Origin of the sequence: Bacillus sp. 22-7 (assembly GCF_010628845.1) — a bacterium.
Lineage (GTDB): Bacteria > Bacillota > Bacilli > Bacillales > Cytobacillaceae > Cytobacillus > Cytobacillus firmus_B.
Window position 1 is genome coordinate 1 of the sequence record NZ_NJQY01000010.1, and the last position, 19,959, is coordinate 19,959.

Sequence of the window (19,959 nt, forward strand, 5' to 3'; positions counted from 1 at the left end):
CCACGTCCTGTGGCAACGTCTGCATGACCCGCATCCTGCGGGCCTCAAGCACAAGACGAGCCTCCCGGAAAGGCGTTCTTTGCCTTTTTGGGAGGATTGCCCGAAATGTGGAGGCGACTGCTCAGGGACGACAAGCATAAGACGAGCCCTGCAAGAAGGTGTTCTTTCCTTCTGGAAGGGATTGGCTTATGTCTCGAGTCCCTAGGAGCCGAAACAAGCCAAGCTTGTGACCTCGAGGGGGTAGGCGCTGGAGCTAGACAGTTATCGACGTTAAAAATTTATTTCTCACTTAAAATAAACACCCGAGCCGGCAACAGCTTTGCCGGCTTCTCTCTTTGGAGAAAATTGAGATAAACCTATGTAGAAAATAGAGTTATACAGATAATCAAGCTATAATATGAAAATAATAATTTTTGAGGTGACCAAAATGGAATTAGCAGATATTCGAAATGAACTTGAAAAAACAGCTAAGATTTTAGCGGACTTTAGGGGGTCTCTTTGACTTAGAAAACAAAGAGGCACGCATCGCTGAGCTTGACGATGTCATGCTGCAGCCTGGATTCTGGGATGACCAGCAGGCCGCACAGGTTGTGATCAGCGAATCAAACTCACTGAAAGACCAGGTAGTTGAATTCCACGATTTATACGAAGTGTTTGAGAATCTGGAATTAACTTATGAGCTCGTAAAAGAAGAGAGCGACGCAGAATTGCAGGCCGATCTTGAGGAAGAGCTTAAGGACCTGGTAAAGCGCCTGAACGATTTTGAGCTTCAGCTTCTTTTAAGCGAAGAATATGATAAAAACAATGCCATTCTTGAACTGCATCCAGGTGCAGGCGGAACCGAGTCACAGGACTGGGGCAGCATGCTGCTTCGCATGTACACACGCTGGGCTGAAAAGAAAGGCTTCAAGGTGGAAACCCTTGATTACCTGCCGGGAGATGAAGCGGGGATCAAGAGTGTTACACTTAGCATCAAGGGACATAATGCTTATGGCTACTTGAAGGCGGAAAAAGGGGTGCACCGCCTTGTCAGGATTTCTCCATTTGATTCATCAGGACGCCGCCATACTTCATTCGTTTCCTGTGAAGTGATGCCGGAATTCAATGATGAAATTGAAATCGATATCCGTACCGAAGACCTCAAAATTGACACATACCGTGCAAGCGGCGCCGGCGGTCAGCATATCAACACAACTGACTCTGCAGTCCGCATCACCCACTTGCCGACAAATGTCGTGGTAACCTGCCAGACAGAGCGTTCCCAGATCAAAAACCGTGAACGTGCCATGAAGATGCTCCAAGCAAAGCTTTATCAAAAGAAAATCGAGGAGCAGGAAGCAGAATTGGCTGAAATCCGCGGTGAGCAAAAAGACATCGGCTGGGGAAGCCAGATCCGCTCCTATGTTTTCCACCCATATTCCATGGTGAAAGACCACCGCACCAACACGGAAGTTGGTAACGTCCAGGGAGTTATGGACGGAGATTTGGATATGTTTATTAACGCATACTTGCGGTCAAAATTGATTTTGCCTCAGGATTAATATTTGGAGATAAGAAGCCAATGCCGGCAGAGTGACCGGCATTGGCTTTTTTGTGCAGAATTAAAATATAAAATCTCTACATTCTGCCTCCCCTTCTCCAGCCAGATAAAAAATGCAGAAAATTTTTCATTGAAAATGTTTTGTCAGCATACCATTACATCCTTTCCCCATTTAATACTTCATAGCATCATATACTCCAATCATTTTATTGAAATAGTTTTAATTCCACAACTATTTTTGAATATAAAAAATAGTTTGACAAATAAAATAAGCTGACGTTAAAATACAAATATGTTCATGAATACAGAACTGAGTTTTATAATGTAAAACAAAATGAATTGAAGGAGTGATAAACTTAAAAATATTTAATGGTTTTTTGAAAGCGTTTTTATAAATTAAAAAAGTTTTGTGAGCTTCCAATGATAGCGCATACATAGAGTCACTATCATTTTTAAAAATATTGAGGGGGAAGATTGATGAAGAAGTTGTCTATATTATTTTTGAGTATTTTAATGTTCAGTACGATGGTATTGGCAGCATGCGGAGGAAATTCAAACTCGACCGGCGCTTCTGAAAAAGGGTCCGATGGTGCCAGCGGAGAAGGGGGCAAGCGGACAATCAAAGTTAGTATTGGGGTCAATGACAAGCATCCGGAATATGAGGCATCCCTGAAATTTAAAGAGCTGGTTGAAGCAGAGTCAGATGATTTAACAGTGGAAGTCTATCATTCCGGTCAGATTGCCGATGACCGTTCAGCAATTGAAATGCTTCAGTTCGGTACGCTTGATGTGACCATTCCATCTACTTCACCGCTTGTAAACTTTATACCGGCGTATGGAGTTTTCGATCTTCCGTTCACGGTTCCAAATGAAGAAGTGGCAGATAAGGTTTTGGATGGCCCTTTTGGAGATAAGATGCTTGAAATGGTTGACCAGCAAGGATTAGTTGGTTTGGCCTGGTGGGAAAATGGTTTCCGTAACTTAACAAACGATGTAAAACCAGTTGCGGGTATGGAAGATGTTAAAGGATTGAAAATCCGTACCATGGAAAATGAAATCCACTTAGATGCCTGGAAAGCCCTTGGTGCTAACCCGACTCCAATGGCATTCACTGAATTATTCACAGCTATGCAGCAGGGTACGATCGATGGACAGGAAAACCCATATCCAACAATATTGTTAAGTAAGTATCCTGAAGTTCAAAAGCATATCTCGAATACAAATCATGTGTACACACCTTTTATTTTCTTATTCAGCAAAAAGATTTGGGAAGAGCTTTCTGCTGAACAACAGGATATCATCTCGAAGGCAGCAGTAGAAGCAGGTAAGTTTAACCGTGAGCGTACACGTGAAGTAGCGGACGAATCACTCGAAACGTTAAAGAAAGAAATGACTTTTACAGAAATCGAAGAGGGAGAATTTGAAAAGTTCCAGGAAGCTGTGAAGCCGGTTATTGACAAATACAAAGATAAAATCGGCGCCGAAATTGTAGATGAGTTCCTTGCTGAGGTTGATAAGGCAAAATAAATTTGAAACGAGCAGCCGGTTGTCGCCCGATGGCCGGCCGCTTTTTGAAGAAGAGAGGCGATCAGTTTGCTAAAAGTACTAAGATGGCTGGACGAAAACTTTGAAAAATACATACTATTCGTTTTATCGTCGATCATGGTTTCCGTCATTTTTATACAGGTGTTTATGCGCTATGTGATGTCAAATTCCCTGTCATGGTCTGAAGAGCTTGCGCGGTACTGCTTCATCTGGCTTATCTATATCGGGATCAGCTACGCTGTCAAGCATCATCGCCATATCAAAGTGGATGCCGCACTCATTCTTTTTAAAGATAAAACGAAAATTTATTTTTCACTCATCTCTAATATCCTCTTTTTAGTATTTTGCGTATATGTAGTGTTCTATGGCTACGGTATTGCATCCCAGCTCTTGATGTTTGGCCAGACAACACCTGCACTTCAAATTCCGACAGGCGTTGTATATCTGGCTCCACCGGTTGGCATGGGACTTGCGGGCATCCGATTGATTCAAAATATCATAGGCAATATTATATCGATTAAAAACTTTGATAAAACTCATGAACTGCCTAAAGATGCTGAACAAAATATAAATGTGATCTAGACTTTAAAGGGGGTAGGTTCTGAATGGCAGGGGTATTATTTGGTTCATTTGCCGCATTTCTATTTTTAACTGTTCCAATAGGAATCGCAATCGGGTTAGCCGTATTATTCACCATTTTATATACCGGCAGTATGCCGGTTGAATTCCTGATGAAAGAATTAACCAACTCAGTTGACTCCTTTCCGCTGCTGGCTGTTCCATACTTTATTATCGCTGGCGAAATCATGGGGAAGGGCGGAATATCCAAGCGCCTGTTCAATGTAGCTGATTCAATGGTCGGCAATAAAACGGGCGGGATTGCCATGGCAACGATCATCACTTGTATGTTTTTTGCAGCTATATCCGGTTCCGGTCCGGCAACCGTTGCAGCGATCGGCGGAATTATGATACCGGCCATGGTTCAAAAAGGGTATGATAAACGTTTTGCGACTGCAGTTGTAGCAGCAGCGGGGTCAATTGGCGTTATTATTCCTCCTAGTATTCCAATGGTTATTTACGGTGTTTCCGGCAGTGTTTCAATAGGAGATATGTTTATTGCCGGAATCATTCCAGGGATATTAGTGGGAATTGGGTTAATGGTTTATTCTTACATCCACTCCAAAAAAATGGGCTATACGGGTTCAAATCAAGAAACAACCTTAAAAGGCATCCTAACAGCTCTTTGGCAAGCTAAATGGGCCCTCATGATTCCGGTTGTTATTTTAGGGGGCATATATGGCGGTATCTTTACACCAACTGAAGCAGCGGTTGTTGCTGTTGTATTTGGCTTAATCGTCAGTGTGTTCGTATATAAAGAATTGAAGCTCAAAGATTTGCCGCAGATTTTCGTTGATTCTGCCTTAACGACTGCATCAGTATTGGTAATTGTTGGAGCAGCTACAGCATTTGGCCGGTTATTGACACTTGAACAAATACCCAATCAAATTGCTGAAGCCATGATTTCCATTTCGAGCGAGCCGCTTATCATCATGATGCTCATTACCTTATTGCTCTTAATTGTAGGGTGTTTCATGGACACGATTGCAGCAATTATCATTTTAACGCCAATCCTCCTGCCGGTTGCCCTTCAAATCGGGTACGATCCGATTCATTTCGGGATTATTATGATCGTAAACCTGGCAATTGGGTTCATAACACCGCCGCTTGGTGTAAACCTGTTTGTAGGTGCAGGGATTTCAGGGCTGTCACTGGAACAGTTATCAAAGGCAATTGTGCCATTTTTCTTTGCAATGGTATTCACACTGCTGATCATTATTGTCATTCCGCAGATTTCACTCTTGTTCTTATAAACGGCCAAATCAGTGCTCTGCGGATATTAAACAGCAATTTTTATAAAGAGAATGGCTGTTTCCTTTTTGTGTATATTACAAAACTCGATTTTATATTATAGAACAATGAACAGCTTTAGAGATTTGCAGCAAAATTAACAAAGGGGAGATGAAGATGAAAAACAAGAAGTTATTTGGATTGGCAGCCACAGCGCTTGCAAGCTTCTTAATCCTCACTGGCTGCGGCGGGGAGGAAGCAGGAGGCGGAAATGGAGGGGGAAAGAAAAAGGTAATCAAGGTAGCCCATTACTTTGCTGAGGACCATCCCCAAAACGTGGCATTGAAAGAAAAGTTCAAAACAATAGTAGAAGAAGAAACGAACGGCGAGCTGGAAGTTCAGCTTTACCCGAACAGTACATTGGGTGCCGAGAAAGAATTCTATGATGGTGTCCGAAACGGGACAATCGAAATGGGAATTCCGGGTTTGATCATGCAGGCTGACATTCCGAAAATGGCCGCCCCGGAATGGCCATTCTTATTTAAAGATTTTGAACATGCAAAAAAGGTATTGAATGGGCCGATTGGCGATGAATTGACAGAAGACCTTGAATCTGAACATGGTGTAAAGCCCCTTGCCTGGAGTGCAAATGGATTTAGGATGATTTCCTCAAACAAAACGATTGATAGTTTAGAAGATCTTGATGGACTCCGCCTGAGAATGCCGAATATACCAAACTATATTGAGCTGGGAAAATTACTTGGCGCTAATGTGACTCCTCTTCCAATCTCTGAAGTATTCACAGCGATGGAGCAAAAAGTAGTTGATGGCCAGGACAACCCAATTGCTACAGTTAGGGCATCCGGCTGGTATGAGGTGCAAAGCGATATTTTGGAATCAAAGCATATGTTCAGCCCTAACTTATATATTATCAACAGTAATTTTTGGAACGGTTTGACGGAAGAGCAGCAGAAAATTATCGAAAAGGCTTCAAAAGAAGCTGCAGATTATGAATTTGACCTCCTTGAGAAGAGCTATGAAGAAGATAAGAAATTTCTCGAAGACAATGGCTTAAAGTTTACAGCTCCTTCAGAAGAGTTTTCAGCTGAGATGGAAGAAGCAGCACAGCCTTTGTATGAAGACATTTACAGTGAATTTGATTGGGCGAAGGATTTAGCTGATCGCATCCGTGCGGAAGCAGAGTAGCAGGAAGAAGAAGCCCGGAGGATATAACCCTGTTATTCCTCCGAGCTTAAATTGCAGGGAGGAGAAAGCTGTGTTTAGCAAAATTAACTCTTTTTCTACCAAACTATTAAACATTGCGATTGCCTTTTCACTGGCAGCCATGTCCCTCTCCGTCTTTGGAAATGTTGTTTTGAGATATGTATTCAATTCAGGTCTTACCTGGTCTGAAGAAATGTCCCGCTACTTTTTTGTCTGGATGGTCTTTCTGGGGGCCATTGCTGCATTAAAGGATAAAATGCACCTTGGCGTGGACATCGTTGTCAATGCCTTGCCAAAGGGACTCCAAAAAGCTGCCTTTCTGATCAGTAATGCAATAGTCCTTTACCTGCTATGGCTGATCTTGGAGGGAAGCTGGAAAATGACTCTTCTCAATATGAACAGTACCGGTCCGGCGACAGGCATGCCCCTTTCCTTTTTATATGGGATAGGTGTTCTGTCCAGCATTTGGATGATGATTATCATAATAGCAAGCCTCTTTAAGGCTATCCGGGGAAAATCTGATAACCTGACGATCGTTCAATCCTCTGATGATGTCTTAGCAGAAGTTAACACTGACCAGGAAGAGAAAATCATTGCAAAATAACAGCGTAGGGAAAGGAGGGGAATTTTCGCCATGATTGGAGTATTTTTAGGGTCGCTGTTTGGGTCACTGACATTAGGGGTGCCAATTGCATTTGCCCTGCTTGCCAGCGCGGTTATGCTGATGTTTGCCATGGGGACGTTTGATAGCCAGATCGTTGCCCAGAACCTGATCAATGGAGCTAACAACTTTTCATTAATGGCTATCCCGTTTTTTGTTTTAGCTGGAGAACTGATGAATGCAGGAGGAATCTCCAAGCGCATCGTAGACTTTTCCATGGCGCTGGTAGGGCACATTCGTGGCGGCCTTGGTTTTGTAGCCATTATTGCCAGTATTCTTTTTGCAGGGTTATCGGGTTCCGCTGTTGCAGATACAGCAGCACTTGGGGCAATTTTAATTCCAATGATGATCGCAAAAGGTTATAACGTAAACACCTCAACAGGCATCATCTGTGCATCAGGTATTATAGCTCCTGTTATACCGCCAAGCATTCCCATGATTTTATTTGGGGTAACCGCGGGTGTATCCATTACAGATTTATTCATGGGCGGCATCATTCCCGGAATAATGATGGGAGTCGGGCTCATGATTGGCTGGTTCTTTATGTCAAGGAAGGATACAAGTGAGCTTCCCCCGCGAAAATCAGCCAAAGAAATTTGGAAAGCAATTCAGGATGCCAGTTTTGCTTTAATGCTTCCAGTCATCATTATTGGCGGTCTGCGGGGCGGCGTTTTTACCCCTACTGAAGCTGCCGTTGTAGCTGCATTTTATGCCTTGTTTGTTGGCTTATTCATTTACCGTGAGCTGAAGCTGGAAGAGCTGTATCAGGTTTTAATTGCTTCAGCAAAAACAACGAGTGTTGTGATGTTTGTGGCCGCTGCTGCCATGGTATCAGCCTGGCTTATTACGGTCGCAAATGTTCCTGCAGAGATTGCGGGCTACATGGGATCATTAGTTGAAAGTCCTCTGATCTTAATGATGGTCATAATGATTTTCCTGCTGCTGATTGGCCTTGTGATGGATCTGACACCGGCTATTCTTATTTTCACACCAGTGCTGCTGCCGCTTGTTAAGATGGCCGGAATCGATCCAGTCTACTTCGGAATTGTCATGGTTATCAATCTATGTATTGGATTGATTACACCTCCGGTGGGCACTGTTTTATATGTTGGCTGCGGAATCAGCAAAATCAGCCTGGTTGAGTTGACGAAAGGAATTTGGCCATTCCTGGTTGTTCATGTCATTGTGCTTCTTCTATTGATCCTATTCCCGGAAATTATTACAGTGCCGCTTGCATGGCTGAATTAATGAAGGAGAAAAGGTAATGGACATTATTAAAGAAATCTTAAAGGATATTCCTATTCCCGGAATGGTAAAAGTAAGACAGAATTTCCGCGCACCCCAGCTGGAAGATGTGGCGGATGCGGTACGGAAAACCCTGAATGACACCAATGTGCTGGCCAGAATTAATCAAGGAGATTCCGTGGCGATTGCGGTTGGAAGCAGGGGACTGGCAGATTTGCCTGTTCTGGTTCGTGAAACGGTCAGAGAAATTAAACGTGTCGGAGGGCAGCCGTTTATCGTACCTGCAATGGGAAGCCATGGCGGTGCTACCTCGGAAGGCCAGATTGATGTGCTTCACCAATTGGGTGTAACGGAAGGTGCTGTTGAGGCACCGATTAAATCCTCCATGGAAGTTGTCAAGATTGGCGAGCTTCCAAATGGGCTTCCGGTCTATATTGACCGAAACGCCTATGAAGCTGACAAGATTGTTGTCATTAACAGGGTCAAACCTCATACAGCATTCCGCGGACCGGTTGAAAGCGGCCTTATGAAAATGATTACCATCGGGCTCGGAAAACAAAAAGGGGCGGAAGCCGCTCATGCCTTTAGTTTTAAATATATGGCAGAGCATGTGCCGGAAATGGCCAAAATTTCATTATCAGAAGCTCCAATCATTTTCGGCCTTGCCTCTCTCGAAAATGCTTATGACAAGATTGCAAAGGTTGTTGCAGTTCCGGCAGAAGACCTGGAGACAGTGGAGCCGGAACTTCTGAAAGCGGCCAAATCTTTAATGCCAAAAATTCACTTTGATGAGTTTGATGTCCTGATTGTCGACGAGCTTGGAAAAGATATTTCAGGTGACGGGATGGACCCGAATATTACAGGGAATTTCGCTACGCCATATGCAACCGGCGGACCGGATATAAAAAGAACCGTGGTGCTGGGCTTAACCGAAAAAACGCATGGAAATGCGAATGGCATCGGCATGGCAGACATGACTACGAAAGCGGTCGTAGATGAAATTATATGGGAAAAAGGCTATGCAAATGCTCTGACCAGCACCGTCATCGAAGTCATAAAGCTTCCAATGGTGCTTGAAACAAAGGAGCTTGCTGTCAAGGCTGCGATTAAAACCTGCAATGCCTTTGACTTAAACAAGGTAAAAGCTGTTCGAATCAAGAATACATTAGACATCGGAGAAATCTGGATCTCAGAGAGTTTGATTGAGGAAGCGAAACAAAACAGCAATTTAGAAATTATTTCCGATCTCCAGGAATTGGTGCTCGATTAATCAGAAGATTATCTGCAAAAAACTATTCTTGCAGATTGATAGATAAGGAGTGTTCATATGACACATTTATACCCGCTTATAGATAATCCTGTAAATCCATACCGTGACAATGTGCAGGGAAAAGCAAATGAACCGATTACGGTAGCTGGACTGCTGGACCGGGCAAAACAGACACTTGGTTCTTCCTATGAAGGAGGAAAGCCGGATTGGACACTCGAGGAAATTTACAACCGCCTTGAAGTAAATGCTCCGCGAATTGCCATTATCGGAGGTTCATCTGACCATCCCGCTCACATCATGGACTATCAGACCTCTGCACGTGCAGCCATCCGCATCTGGCAGAATGGCGGGGTTCCCTTTTATTTTTCCACCCCGGTTATGTGTGATGGCACTGCCCAAAGCAATCAGGGGATGAGCTATTCCCTTCAAAGCAGGAACGCTGTTGCCCAAATGGTCGTTAATCAGCTGGAAGCACATAGTTATCATGGTGCATTCGTCATTCAAGGCTGTGATAAGCAGCCGCTGGGCGTTGTCAGTGCGCTGGCACATGTTGATCGGGTAAGACGCAGCCGCGGCGAAGCTCCATTTTTTGCAACATTTGCCCCTGCACATGTTCTCGAAGGCGGATCGATTCCGGACGATGTAATCGCAGAGCTTGAAGAGCTGGCGAAAAAAGCTGAATTGAATGGAGCGGCTGATGTGGCGGCTGATTTGCGTGACACAATGGCATATATTTTGCAATGTTCATCAAATACAGCGTTCCAGGGTGTGTTCGAGCGTGCATATGAGCGGGGCATCTTAACAAAGGAACAGCATAAGTATTTTGAAATGAGGCTGGCAGTTGCGACATGTGATGGACAGGGAGGGGTTTGTGCCTTTAATGGAACTGGAAATAGCTCCAGGCATCTTGTAGCTGGACTGGGCCTTGTTCATCCGGCGGTGGAGCTTCTGACAGATCCGCCGACACAAAGGCAGATCAATTCGGTTCTTGACAGCTTTGCCACTATGATTAATGAAGAAAAGTATGGCGTTTCCAATATTGTGGCTGCCAATATCAAGAATGCGATCCGCATTCATAGTGCATCCGGCGGTTCTACTAACCTGATGATGCATATTGTTGCGGGCATGCTCTATGGCGGATACAATTTTAGTCTATGGGATTTGGACCGCATACATCATGAGCATCCTATTCCGGATTTGTTTGACTACAGTCTGACAGAAGGCCGTGATATTTACTCGCTCGCCATGCAGTGCTGCAGCGGAACGAGCAGGGGAATGGAAACGCTGTTTTACGAATTGCTTGAACATGGTGTACCGATGGATCAGGATGCGCCAACAGTTGCTGCCAGAACCTGGAGAGAGCGTCTTGCCATCACAAGAAGCCTCCAGGCATTAAATGTAAAAGAAAATCCTGTTATATTATCTGCTGAAGCACCGCGCAGGGCATTTAGCGGAGTGGATGTTCTGCAGGGCAATTTCTTTGAAAGCGCAGTGGTAAAAATCAGCGGAATGCCGACACCGCAGCTTGATCAATTCGATGATAAGCTGGCATTTGTTCTTTATTTTGAGAATGAAGATGATGCAAACAGAAGCCTGCTTGACTCGAATCTGCTTAACGATATTAAAAAGGATAAGCTATTTGACCATAACCTGCTGCTTGAAACACTGAAATATAACAACAGTGCGGAATGGGAACTTTTAAAAGAAGAATCATATGAAAAGCTATTTGACGAGATGGCTGAAAAAGGCATATTGAAAATTTCAGTTGTCATTGCCGGTCAGGGTCCGGTAGCCTTTGGAATGCCGGAAATGTTTACACCTATGCAGCATATTAATGCCAACCGGGTCATGAAAAAGGTCGCAACCATTATCAGTGACGGGCGCTATTCCGGCGTTACATACGGTGCTGCAATTGGACATATGACACCGGAAGGATATGAGGGCGGCGGCATTGGCTTCCTTCAGACAGGTGATGTTGTACATCTTCAGCTTCGGGGCCGGCGCATTGATTTTGTAGACAAAACCCAGCTTTTCGCAGGGAAGGTTGTCCATTCCTTTACTGACAGCTTAAAAGCAGATCGCCAATCTCTTGTGGAGGAGAGAAAGCAGCGAATGAAGGCACGCCAGAAACTGGTTGCAGCAAGCAATCGCATGTATGGCCATACGGATGCTGCAAACGGAGTGGTTCCGCTGGCTGTAGCCGAGGATGCAGTTCTGGATTATGAGACAGATGTTTTGCTTCAAGAAGCAGGCACTGTTGCAAATTAAAGAGGCAGGCTCGTCAAAATTCCTGTAAAATTAGGCTAAATAGAACTAGGAGAGTGAGCGGAAATGCCTATTATCCAATCAGTGGAACGTGCATTAAAAATTATGGATTTATTTGACGAGCGGGAAAGAGAATTATCCATTACAGAAATCAGCAAAAGAATGAATCTGCATAAAAGCACGGTTCATTCTCTGCTGAAGACTTTGCAGGAACAGAGATACATCTCCCAAAATGAGGAAAATGGAAAGTATCGTCTGGGGCTTAAGCTTTTCGAACGGGGCAATATGGTCCTGAGTAATCTTGATTTGCGGAAAGTTGCCAGAAAGCATCTTGAAAGGCTATCCGCCATGACGAACTTAACGGTCCATCTGGTCATTCTCGACGGACAGGAAGGTGTTTATATCGATAAGGTTGAAGGAAGCGGAGTAACGGTTCTTTACTCCCGCATCGGACGCCGGGTTCCCGTTCATACAAGCGCGGTAGGCAAATCGCTCATTTCAACGAAAACAGATGCCGAACTGGACCAGTTTCTTGAAAACTATCAGTACACAAAACAAACACCAAAATCAATCTCATCGAAAGAAGAACTGCTCTCGGAGATTGCTCATGTCCGCACCGCAGGCTATTCAGTGGATAATGAAGAAAACGAACCGGGCATTGTCTGTTATGCTGTTCCGATCAAAGACTATTCCGGTGAGGTAATAGCTGGGATAAGCATGTCCATGCCTGCTGCTAAAGTAACGGATGAAGTCCGTGAACACCACGTGGGACTCCTGAAAGAGTGCAGCACCAGCATATCGCAGGACCTCGGGTATGAGTACCAAAAAATTTAGGTGAGTAAAAGATTATCATTCCTTGCCGGCCGGGAGCCTGCTGAGAAGGGTTCCCAATGGTTGGCTTAATGCTGAAGGCATAGCTCTAATGCATGCGAAATTAATTAAAAATTTTAAAAATGGCAAATAGTCATTCAGGAGGAGTTAACATGAGAATTATCCGCTATCTAAAAGGAAATGAAAAACAACTGGCAGCTGTAACGAATGAGAATGAAGCAGCCGACCTTCCATTCAGCGATTTTATGTCACTGATTGCTAAAGCACGTGAAGATAACAAAACAGCGTTTGATATTGTAAAACAAATAGCCGATGAATCAGAAAAACTGCCGCTGGAAAATCTTCAGTTAACCACTCCAATTGATGCTCCGGAAGTTTGGGCTTCAGGTGTAACCTATAAAAAAAGCAGGGAAGCGCGAAACTATGAAGCCACACAAGGAAAGCTTGACAGAGAAACGTTCTATGACAAAGTCTACGATGCGGTGCGTCCGGAAATCTTTTTCAAGTCAACATCTGCAAGAACGGTAGGTCCCAATGATCCTGTATATCTTCGATCCGATTCCAACTGGCAAATCCCGGAGCCTGAGCTGGGGCTTGTCATTGATAAAGATGGCAAGGTGCTTGGCTATACGGCTGGAAATGATATGAGCTGCCGGGATATAGAAGGGGAAAATCCGCTGTACCTGCCGCAGGCAAAGGTTTGGAAGAATTCCTGCTCCATAGGGCCGGCTATTGTATTGGCCGAGACTGTTTCAGATCCTTATGAATTTCAGATTATTTGCCGCATCTACCGGGATGAAGAGCTTGTATTTTATGGAGATGCCGAAGTCAGCCAGCTGAAGCGCACCCTGGATGAGCTGGTCCAATACCTGGTGCTGGATAACCAAATCTTTGACGGAACGGTCCTTCTGACAGGAACCTGCGTAGTGCCGCCAAACGAATTTACTTTAGCGGAAAATGACCGGATTGAAATTGAAATTCCTGGCATTGGCATCCTTAATAACCCGGTTGTCCAAAGCCAGCAAGTAGGGCAGACAGCTAAGGGGTGAGCTGATGAGTGAATACAAGACACTTTTTTTAAATGAAAAGGATAGTGTAGCTGTAGCTCTTTCCGATATACCTGCGGGAGCGGAAGTGATTGTTAAAACAGAGGGCATCGAAAAAACAGTCAGAATTCTTGAGCCTATCCGTTTTGGCCATAAATTTGCAGTCCGGGCCATTCCCCAGGGAGACGACATTATTAAATATGGTGAGGTAATCGGGGCGGCAGTCGCCCCGATCGATGCCGGAGAACATGTGCATGTTCATAACCTTGAAGGCAAAAGAGGAAGGGGTGACAAGATTGTTCAATGAAAAACTTCAGTTTTGGGGTTACCGCCGTCCTGATGGCCGTGTTGGAGTAAGAAACCATGTGCTGATCCTGCCTACGATTACTTGTGCAACGCAAACGGCACAGCGGGTAACGGAGCTTGTAAGCGGAACGGTTACATTCATACACCAGCATGGCTGTGCACAGGTTGGAACCGATTATGACCAGACGGCCAGAACATATGCCGGCATGGGAATGAACCCAAATGTTTACGGTGTGATTGTTCTCGGCTTAGGCTGTGAAACCCATCAGGCACACCGTATCGGCGACGAAATTGCCAAATGCGGCAAGCCGGTCGAGACCGTATCGATACAGGAACATGGCGGCACACTTCAAACCATTGCCGAGGTGGCTAAAATTGCGGTGAAAATGGTTCAGGATGCATCTATGGTGCAGCGTGAGCTATGTGATTTCAGCGAATTGATTGTCGGTACAGAATGCGGGGGCTCGGATGCATGCTCCGGCCTTTCGGCAAACCCGGCTGTCGGGCGTACAAGCGACATGCTGGTTGAACAGGGCGGCACCGCCATTTTAGCTGAAACAACTGAATTAATCGGTGCAGAGCATTTGCTGGCCAACCGTGCAGCTAATGATTCGGTCGCAAAAAAAGCGTATGCCGTCATTAAAATGATGGAAAACCGCTCCATCCAGATGGGTGTTGATATCCGTACCGGCAATCCAAGCCCGGGCAACATTGAAGGCGGATTGAGCTCTCTTGAAGAAAAGTCGCTTGGAGCTGCAACAAAGTCAGGCACGACACGTTTGGAAGAAGTGATTGACTATGCAGAAAGGCCAACCAAAAAAGGGCTGGTCTGGATGGATACCCCGGGCCATGATATTGAACAGCTAACGGGTATGGTTGCAGGCGGAGCACAAATCGTTCTTTTCACCAGCGGGCGCGGAACACCAACCGGATCGCCGATTGCCCCTGTTATTAAAATCTCGACAAACACACCAATGTTCGAACGCATGAACGAAAACATGGATCTTGATGCCGGAACTATCGTTGACGGCAAAGAAACAGTCGGAGAAGTCGGCGGACGGATCATGAAGGAAATCCAGGCTGTCGCAAATGGCAAATTAACAAAAGCAGAAATATTGAAGCAGCACGACTTCGGAATTTGGCGTATTGGTCCAACATTTTAATAAAAGGTTCTGCAGTTACCGGCTGAAATTAGAAAAAAATCGGCTAAATGAACGAAATTACAAGATTTTCTGACTCCAATTAGCGGGCAGGGTAACATTTACCGGCCATTTTTAGAAAAATACCGGCCAAACCAGGGCATTTACCGGCCGAATTTAGAAAAATACCGGCCAAACCACCGGATTTACCGGCCAACGGTATTCTGCAGAAACTCAAATTTGGTTCATCTTTGCAGGGTTATTTCAGCATCCAAAGACCCGCAGACCCAAATGCGCCGAACGTCGGACCGCCACCAGTTGGAACAGCCCATGAAGCAGATATCAGCAGGCAAGTTTATAGGAGCTAAAAAAGCCTATTAAAAAGGAGAGATTATAGCATGAAAACGACAATCGAAACAAAAACATACAGCAACTTCATTAATAACGAATGGAAAGAATCCGCATCCGGAAATGTTATTGAAAGCATTAACCCTGCTACAAAGGAAGCAGTCGGCTACGTTCAAAAATCGACTGAAGAAGAGCTGAACCAGTCTGTAGAGGCGGCATTCAATGCGAAGAAAGTATGGCGCAAGCTTGGCCAGGCAGCAAGAGGACAGCTATTATTCCAGACAGCAAACATCCTTGAGTCTAGACTGGATGAAATTGCGGAAAGCATGACAAGGGAAATGGGAAAGACCCTTCCTGAAGCAAAAGGAGAAACAGCCCGAGGCATCGCCATCCTCCGTTATTATGCAGGAGAAGGAATGCGCAAAGAGGGGGACGTGATTCCATCAACTGATAAAGATGCCCTTATGTTCACAAAGCGTGCTCCCCTTGGAGTTGTAGGTGTTATCACTCCCTGGAACTTCCCGGTTGCGATTCCAATCTGGAAAATTGCGCCTGCCCTTGTGTACGGAAATACAGTTGTATTCAAGCCTGCGAGCGAAGCGGCTGTCACTGCTGCTAAGGTGGTCGAGTGCTTTGCAGAGGCCGGGTTCCCTGAAGGTGTCTTAAATTTTGTAACGGGTTCAGGCTCTGAAATCGGCCAGGGATTGATCGATCATCCTAAATTGAATGCCATTACTTTTACAGGGTCAGAAAGTGTCGGACAAAGCGTAGCGAAAGCAGCTGCTGCGCGCGGAATCAAATTCCAGCTTGAAATGGGCGGAAAGAACCCTGTTATTGTTGCGAAAAATGCCAATCTTGACCAGGCTGTTGAAGCGGTCATCAGCGGCGGATTCCGCTCATCTGGACAAAAATGTACGGCTTCAAGCCGCGTTATCGTAGAAGCCGATGTTTATAACGAATTCAAGCAAAAGCTTATCGTAGCTTCTGAAAAAATCACAGTCGGAAACGGCCTTGAAGAAGGCATCTGGATGGGGCCTTGTGCAAGTGAAAGCCAATTCAACACATTCAATAAGTACGTTGAAATCGGTAAAAATGAAGGAGCCAGACTGGTTCATGGCGGCGAAGTACTGACAGGCGGAGAATATGATAAAGGCTTTTTCGTAAAACCGGCGATTTTTGAAGAAGTGACACCAGACATGACGATTGCACAGGAAGAGATTTTCGGGCCAGTGATTGCTCTTATTAGAGCCGTTGACCTGGAAGAGGCAATTGAAGTGGCGAACAATACGAAATATGGCTTGAGCGCATCGATCTTCACTTCCGATATCAGCTCCATTCTGGAATTCATTGATGAAATCGAAGCAGGTCTTGTCCGTATCAATGCTGAAAGTGCCGGTGTAGAGCTGCAGGCGCCATTCGGCGGCATGAAAGCCTCAAGCACAGGCTCACGCGAACAGGGTGAAGCTGCAAAAGAATTCTATACAGCCATTAAAACAGTTTTCATAAAGGGCTCTTAAACCGGCTAATTGAGGAAAACCATTCAAATCTAAAAAGGAGATTTCCAAAATAGAAATCTCCTTTTTATAAAAAAGTTGCGAGGTGCCCATATGAAAATTACGAAACTTTCATTATATAAAGTTCCGCCGCGCTGGCTGTTTTTAAAGATTGAAACAGATGAAGGCATCTCCGGCTGGGGAGAGCCTGTTGTCGAAGGGCGCGCTGAAACCGTGAAGGCAGCTGTCAATGAACTATCAGATTATATCATTGGCCGCAATCCCAATGACATTGAAGATATATGGCAAACATTGTACCGTGGCGGTTTTTACCGTGGCGGCCCAATTTTGATGAGTGCGATCTCCGGGATCGAGCAGGCGCTCTGGGATATTAAAGGCAAGTATTACAGTATACCAGTCTATGAAATGCTCGGGGGCAAAGCGCGCCAGAAGATTAAAGTGTATTCCTGGATCGGAGGGGACCGGCCGGCTGAAGTTGCTGCGGAAGCAAAAGTAAAGCAGGAACAGGGCTTTCAAGCGATTAAGATGAATGCCTCTGAAGAAATGAACTACATAGACAGCTTTTCAAAAGTGGAAGCGGTTATTGAGCGTGTGGCTTCCATTCGTGAGGCACTCGGCAAGGACTTCGGCATAGGGGTTGATTTTCATGGCCGCGTTCATAAAACCATGGCCAAAACATTAGTGAAAGAGCTGGAGCCATATCGCCCCATGTTCATTGAAGAACCGGTGCTTCCGGAAAATAATGAGGCTCTGCGTGAGATTGCCCTGCATACAACCTGTCCAATTGCCACCGGTGAAAGGATGTATACACGCTGGGGATTCAAGCAGCTTCTGCAGGACGGATATGTAGATATTATCCAGCCTGACCTTTCGCACACAGGCGGTATTCTGGAAGGAAAGAAAATTGCCGCAATGGCTGAGGCGTATGATGTGTCGATTGCACCGCATTGTCCTCTTGGACCAATGACACTGGCATCTTCGGTTCATCTGGATGCTTCTACTCCAAATTTCATCATCCAGGAACAAAGCCTGGGCATTCACTATAACCAGGGAATGGACATTCTCGATTATATTAATAATCCTGAAGTATTCGCCTATAAAGATGGCTATGTAAACATTCCGGATCAGCCTGGACTAGGTATAGAGATTAACGAGGAAAAAGTAAAGCAGGCAGCGGAAGCCGGACATGATTGGAAAAATCCTATTTGGCGCCATGAAGATGGCAGCATTGCTGAATGGTAAATGAGGAGGAAATCGAATGAGCTTTCATGGAATTATTCCCCCGGTTGTCACTTTATTTGATGAAGCGGGAAATTTGGATTTGGAGCTGAATAGAAGGTATCTTGATAAGCTGATTTCTCAGAATATTCATGGGATATTGCTGATGGGCAGCTCAGGTGAGTTTTCTTCTCTTTCCATCGAAGAGCGGAAGCTTTATGTCAGGGAAATGATTAAACATATCCATGGGCGCGTAAAAGTTATGGTTGGTGTGGGCCATACAGCTCTTAAGGAAGTCCTTGAACTGACTTCTTATGCAGAGGAACAGGGAGCAGATGGTGTGCTTGTTGTCAGCCCTTACTATTGGAAGCTTTCAGATGATCAGCTTTATCGCTTTTATTCAACTGTTGCCAGTCATACAGAGCTCCCCGTGTTTATTTACAATATCCCGCAATTAACCGGCCAAAATTTGCCGGTTGAGCTAATCGTCAAATTGGCCAAAGACTATCCGAACATTTCTGGCATTAAAGAAACTGTCGGTGATTTTGGCCATATCCGGCAGGTAATTACAGAATTGAAAAAGGTCCGTCCTGAATTCCTTGTTTTCTCAGCCTTTGACGAGCATATGCTCCCGGCCCTGATGATTGGCGCCGCTGGCAGCATCAATGGCAGTGCTGTATTTGCTCCAGAAGTCTCAGTGGATTTATATGAATCTTATCAAAGAGGGGATTTAGCCGAAGCCCGGACTAACCACCAGCAGATCTCCAAGCTGATGGATGTTTATACGTATTGCCCGACCTTTTTTACAACGATGAAAGAAGCTGTTCATCAGCGCTGGTTTGAAACAGCAGCAGGGCATCGTGTTCCGTTTGATGTATACCCTGCCGATTTACGTGAAAATGTTCGAAGTTTATTAAAAACTATTGAAACGAAAGAAGGCGTCCAATTATGAAAGAATCCCGCGAATTGCTTGAACAATTAGGCTACCCATCCAGCGATTTTCAAGAATTGCCGACATCGTCAAAAAGATTCCCCGACGGTGCACAATATCGGGTTGAGATTCCAAGCGTTGAAGGGCCTGAAGCGTTAAAAGCCACGCTTGAAGAAATCGATCGCCTTGGCTTGACGATTCACCGTGTCTCACAGGGAAGCGGAATTATGCTTCAAACAGATGAGGAAATCAAAGAAATGTGCGAGCTGACTGCAGAGCGCGGAATGGAGCTGAGCTTATTCGTTGGTCCGCGAGGTACATGGGATATCAGTGCTGCTCCGTTTACATCGGGGGGCAAATCACAGGCGCTTCGCCACGAGGGAGCGGATCAGCTTGTTTATGCCATGGAGGATTTAAAGCGCGGTGCTGAACTGGGCTTGAGAGGCGCACTTGTAGCTGATGAAGGACTTCTTCTATTAACAAAAGAAATGAAGAAAAAGGGCCAGCTCCCGGAAGACTTCGTTGTAAAGGTATCAGTGCAAATGGGCTCGGCAAACCCTGTTTCAGTAAAACTGATGCAAGATATCGGAGCAGATACGTATAATGTACCTTCCGCCTTACCGCTCGCAAAGCTTGCTGCCATCCGCCAGGCCATTGATATTCCGATTGATTTGTACGTGGAGGTTCCGGATAATTTCGGCGGTTTCCTGCGCTACTACGAAATCCCGGAAATCATTCGGGTGCTCGCTCCCGTTTATATTAAATTTGGCCTTCGCAATCACCCGGATGTGTATCCTTCCGGAAAGCAATGGGAAAGCACGAATATCTCACTCGTCAAAGAGCGTGTACGACGTGCTTCTATTGGTATTCAAATGATTGAACGCTACTATCCGGAAGCTGTTACTTCAAAGCTTGGTGCAGAAGGGCTTGGGGTTCCGAAGGCTGAAAAAACGCTAGCTAAATAATTTTCAATCCCTGAACGGTTCCAATCCGTTCCAGGGATTTCTTACTATTATTCCAGGGGTGAA

The 19,959-nt window shown here is 45.1% G+C and carries 17 protein-coding genes; all 17 read left to right on the forward strand.

The window, feature by feature from the left end; translation table 11 throughout:
* Positions 1-427 precede the first annotated feature (427 nt).
* Positions 428-1,541 (forward strand): peptide chain release factor 2 gene (prfB, locus tag CE058_RS09175; RefSeq protein WP_156185161.1). Its coding sequence is split into 2 segments (ribosomal slippage): positions 428-499 and positions 501-1,541, totalling 1,113 coding nucleotides; the frame shifts between segments, so codons are not numbered across the junction.
* A gap of 476 nt (positions 1,542-2,017) precedes the next feature.
* Positions 2,018-3,067 carry a TRAP transporter substrate-binding protein gene (locus CE058_RS09180; RefSeq protein ID WP_163142107.1) on the forward strand — a complete coding sequence of 350 codons (1,050 nt, stop codon included), beginning with the start codon at positions 2,018-2,020 and terminating at the stop codon, positions 3,065-3,067.
* Between the two features lie 66 nt (positions 3,068-3,133).
* Complete coding sequence (locus CE058_RS09185; protein ID WP_009331943.1) at positions 3,134-3,667, forward strand: TRAP transporter small permease; 534 nt, start codon at positions 3,134-3,136, stop codon at positions 3,665-3,667.
* A 23-nt stretch (positions 3,668-3,690) separates the two neighbouring features.
* Positions 3,691-4,956: a TRAP transporter large permease gene (locus CE058_RS09190; RefSeq protein WP_163142110.1), complete on the forward strand. Its 1,266-nt coding sequence runs from the start codon at positions 3,691-3,693 to the stop codon at positions 4,954-4,956.
* 154 nt (positions 4,957-5,110) lie between these two features.
* The gene (locus tag CE058_RS09195; protein WP_163142113.1) at positions 5,111-6,139 is read left to right on the forward strand and encodes a TRAP transporter substrate-binding protein; all 1,029 of its coding nucleotides are present in this window, start codon (positions 5,111-5,113) and stop codon (positions 6,137-6,139) included.
* Between the two features lie 70 nt (positions 6,140-6,209).
* Entirely contained in the window at positions 6,210-6,761 is a 552-nt protein-coding gene (locus CE058_RS09200; RefSeq protein WP_163142116.1) for a TRAP transporter small permease, read from the forward strand.
* Between the two features lie 30 nt (positions 6,762-6,791).
* Positions 6,792-8,066: a TRAP transporter large permease gene (locus CE058_RS09205; RefSeq protein WP_048009836.1), complete on the forward strand. Its 1,275-nt coding sequence runs from the start codon at positions 6,792-6,794 to the stop codon at positions 8,064-8,066.
* A gap of 16 nt (positions 8,067-8,082) precedes the next feature.
* Positions 8,083-9,333, forward strand: a complete 1,251-nt coding sequence (locus CE058_RS09210) for a nickel pincer cofactor-dependent isomerase, group 22 (RefSeq protein ID WP_163142120.1) — start codon at positions 8,083-8,085, stop codon at positions 9,331-9,333.
* Positions 9,334-9,390: 57 nt separating this feature from the next.
* Positions 9,391-11,601 (forward strand): dihydroxy-acid dehydratase domain-containing protein, encoded by a 2,211-nt coding sequence (locus CE058_RS09215; protein ID WP_163142123.1) that lies wholly within the window; start codon positions 9,391-9,393, stop codon positions 11,599-11,601.
* Between the two features lie 63 nt (positions 11,602-11,664).
* Positions 11,665-12,432, forward strand: a complete 768-nt coding sequence (locus CE058_RS09220) for an IclR family transcriptional regulator (protein ID WP_163142126.1) — start codon at positions 11,665-11,667, stop codon at positions 12,430-12,432.
* Between the two features lie 149 nt (positions 12,433-12,581).
* Entirely contained in the window at positions 12,582-13,478 is an 897-nt protein-coding gene (locus CE058_RS09225; RefSeq protein WP_163142129.1) for a fumarylacetoacetate hydrolase family protein, read from the forward strand.
* Between the two features lie 4 nt (positions 13,479-13,482).
* Entirely contained in the window at positions 13,483-13,782 is a 300-nt protein-coding gene (locus tag CE058_RS09230) for a UxaA family hydrolase (protein ID WP_048009831.1), read from the forward strand.
* Entirely contained in the window at positions 13,730-14,944 is a 1,215-nt protein-coding gene (locus CE058_RS09235) for a UxaA family hydrolase (RefSeq protein WP_263599366.1), read from the forward strand. Before CE058_RS09230 ends, CE058_RS09235 begins: the two co-directional genes overlap by 53 nt.
* Before the next feature lie 374 nt (positions 14,945-15,318).
* Positions 15,319-16,785, forward strand: a complete 1,467-nt coding sequence (gene gucD, locus CE058_RS09240) for an alpha-ketoglutaric semialdehyde dehydrogenase GucD (protein ID WP_163142135.1) — start codon at positions 15,319-15,321, stop codon at positions 16,783-16,785.
* Positions 16,786-16,875: 90 nt separating this feature from the next.
* Positions 16,876-18,024, forward strand: a complete 1,149-nt coding sequence (dgoD, locus tag CE058_RS09245) for a galactonate dehydratase (protein ID WP_163142138.1) — start codon at positions 16,876-16,878, stop codon at positions 18,022-18,024.
* A gap of 16 nt (positions 18,025-18,040) precedes the next feature.
* On the forward strand, positions 18,041-18,952 hold the full coding sequence (locus CE058_RS09250) for a dihydrodipicolinate synthase family protein (RefSeq protein WP_163142141.1): 912 nt from the start codon (positions 18,041-18,043) through the stop codon (positions 18,950-18,952).
* A complete protein-coding gene (locus CE058_RS09255; RefSeq protein ID WP_163142144.1) occupies positions 18,949-19,896 on the forward strand; it encodes a U32 family peptidase in 948 nt (315 codons plus the stop codon). The genes CE058_RS09250 and CE058_RS09255 overlap by 4 nt, the downstream gene beginning before the upstream one ends.
* The last annotated feature ends 63 nt before the right edge of the window (positions 19,897-19,959 follow it).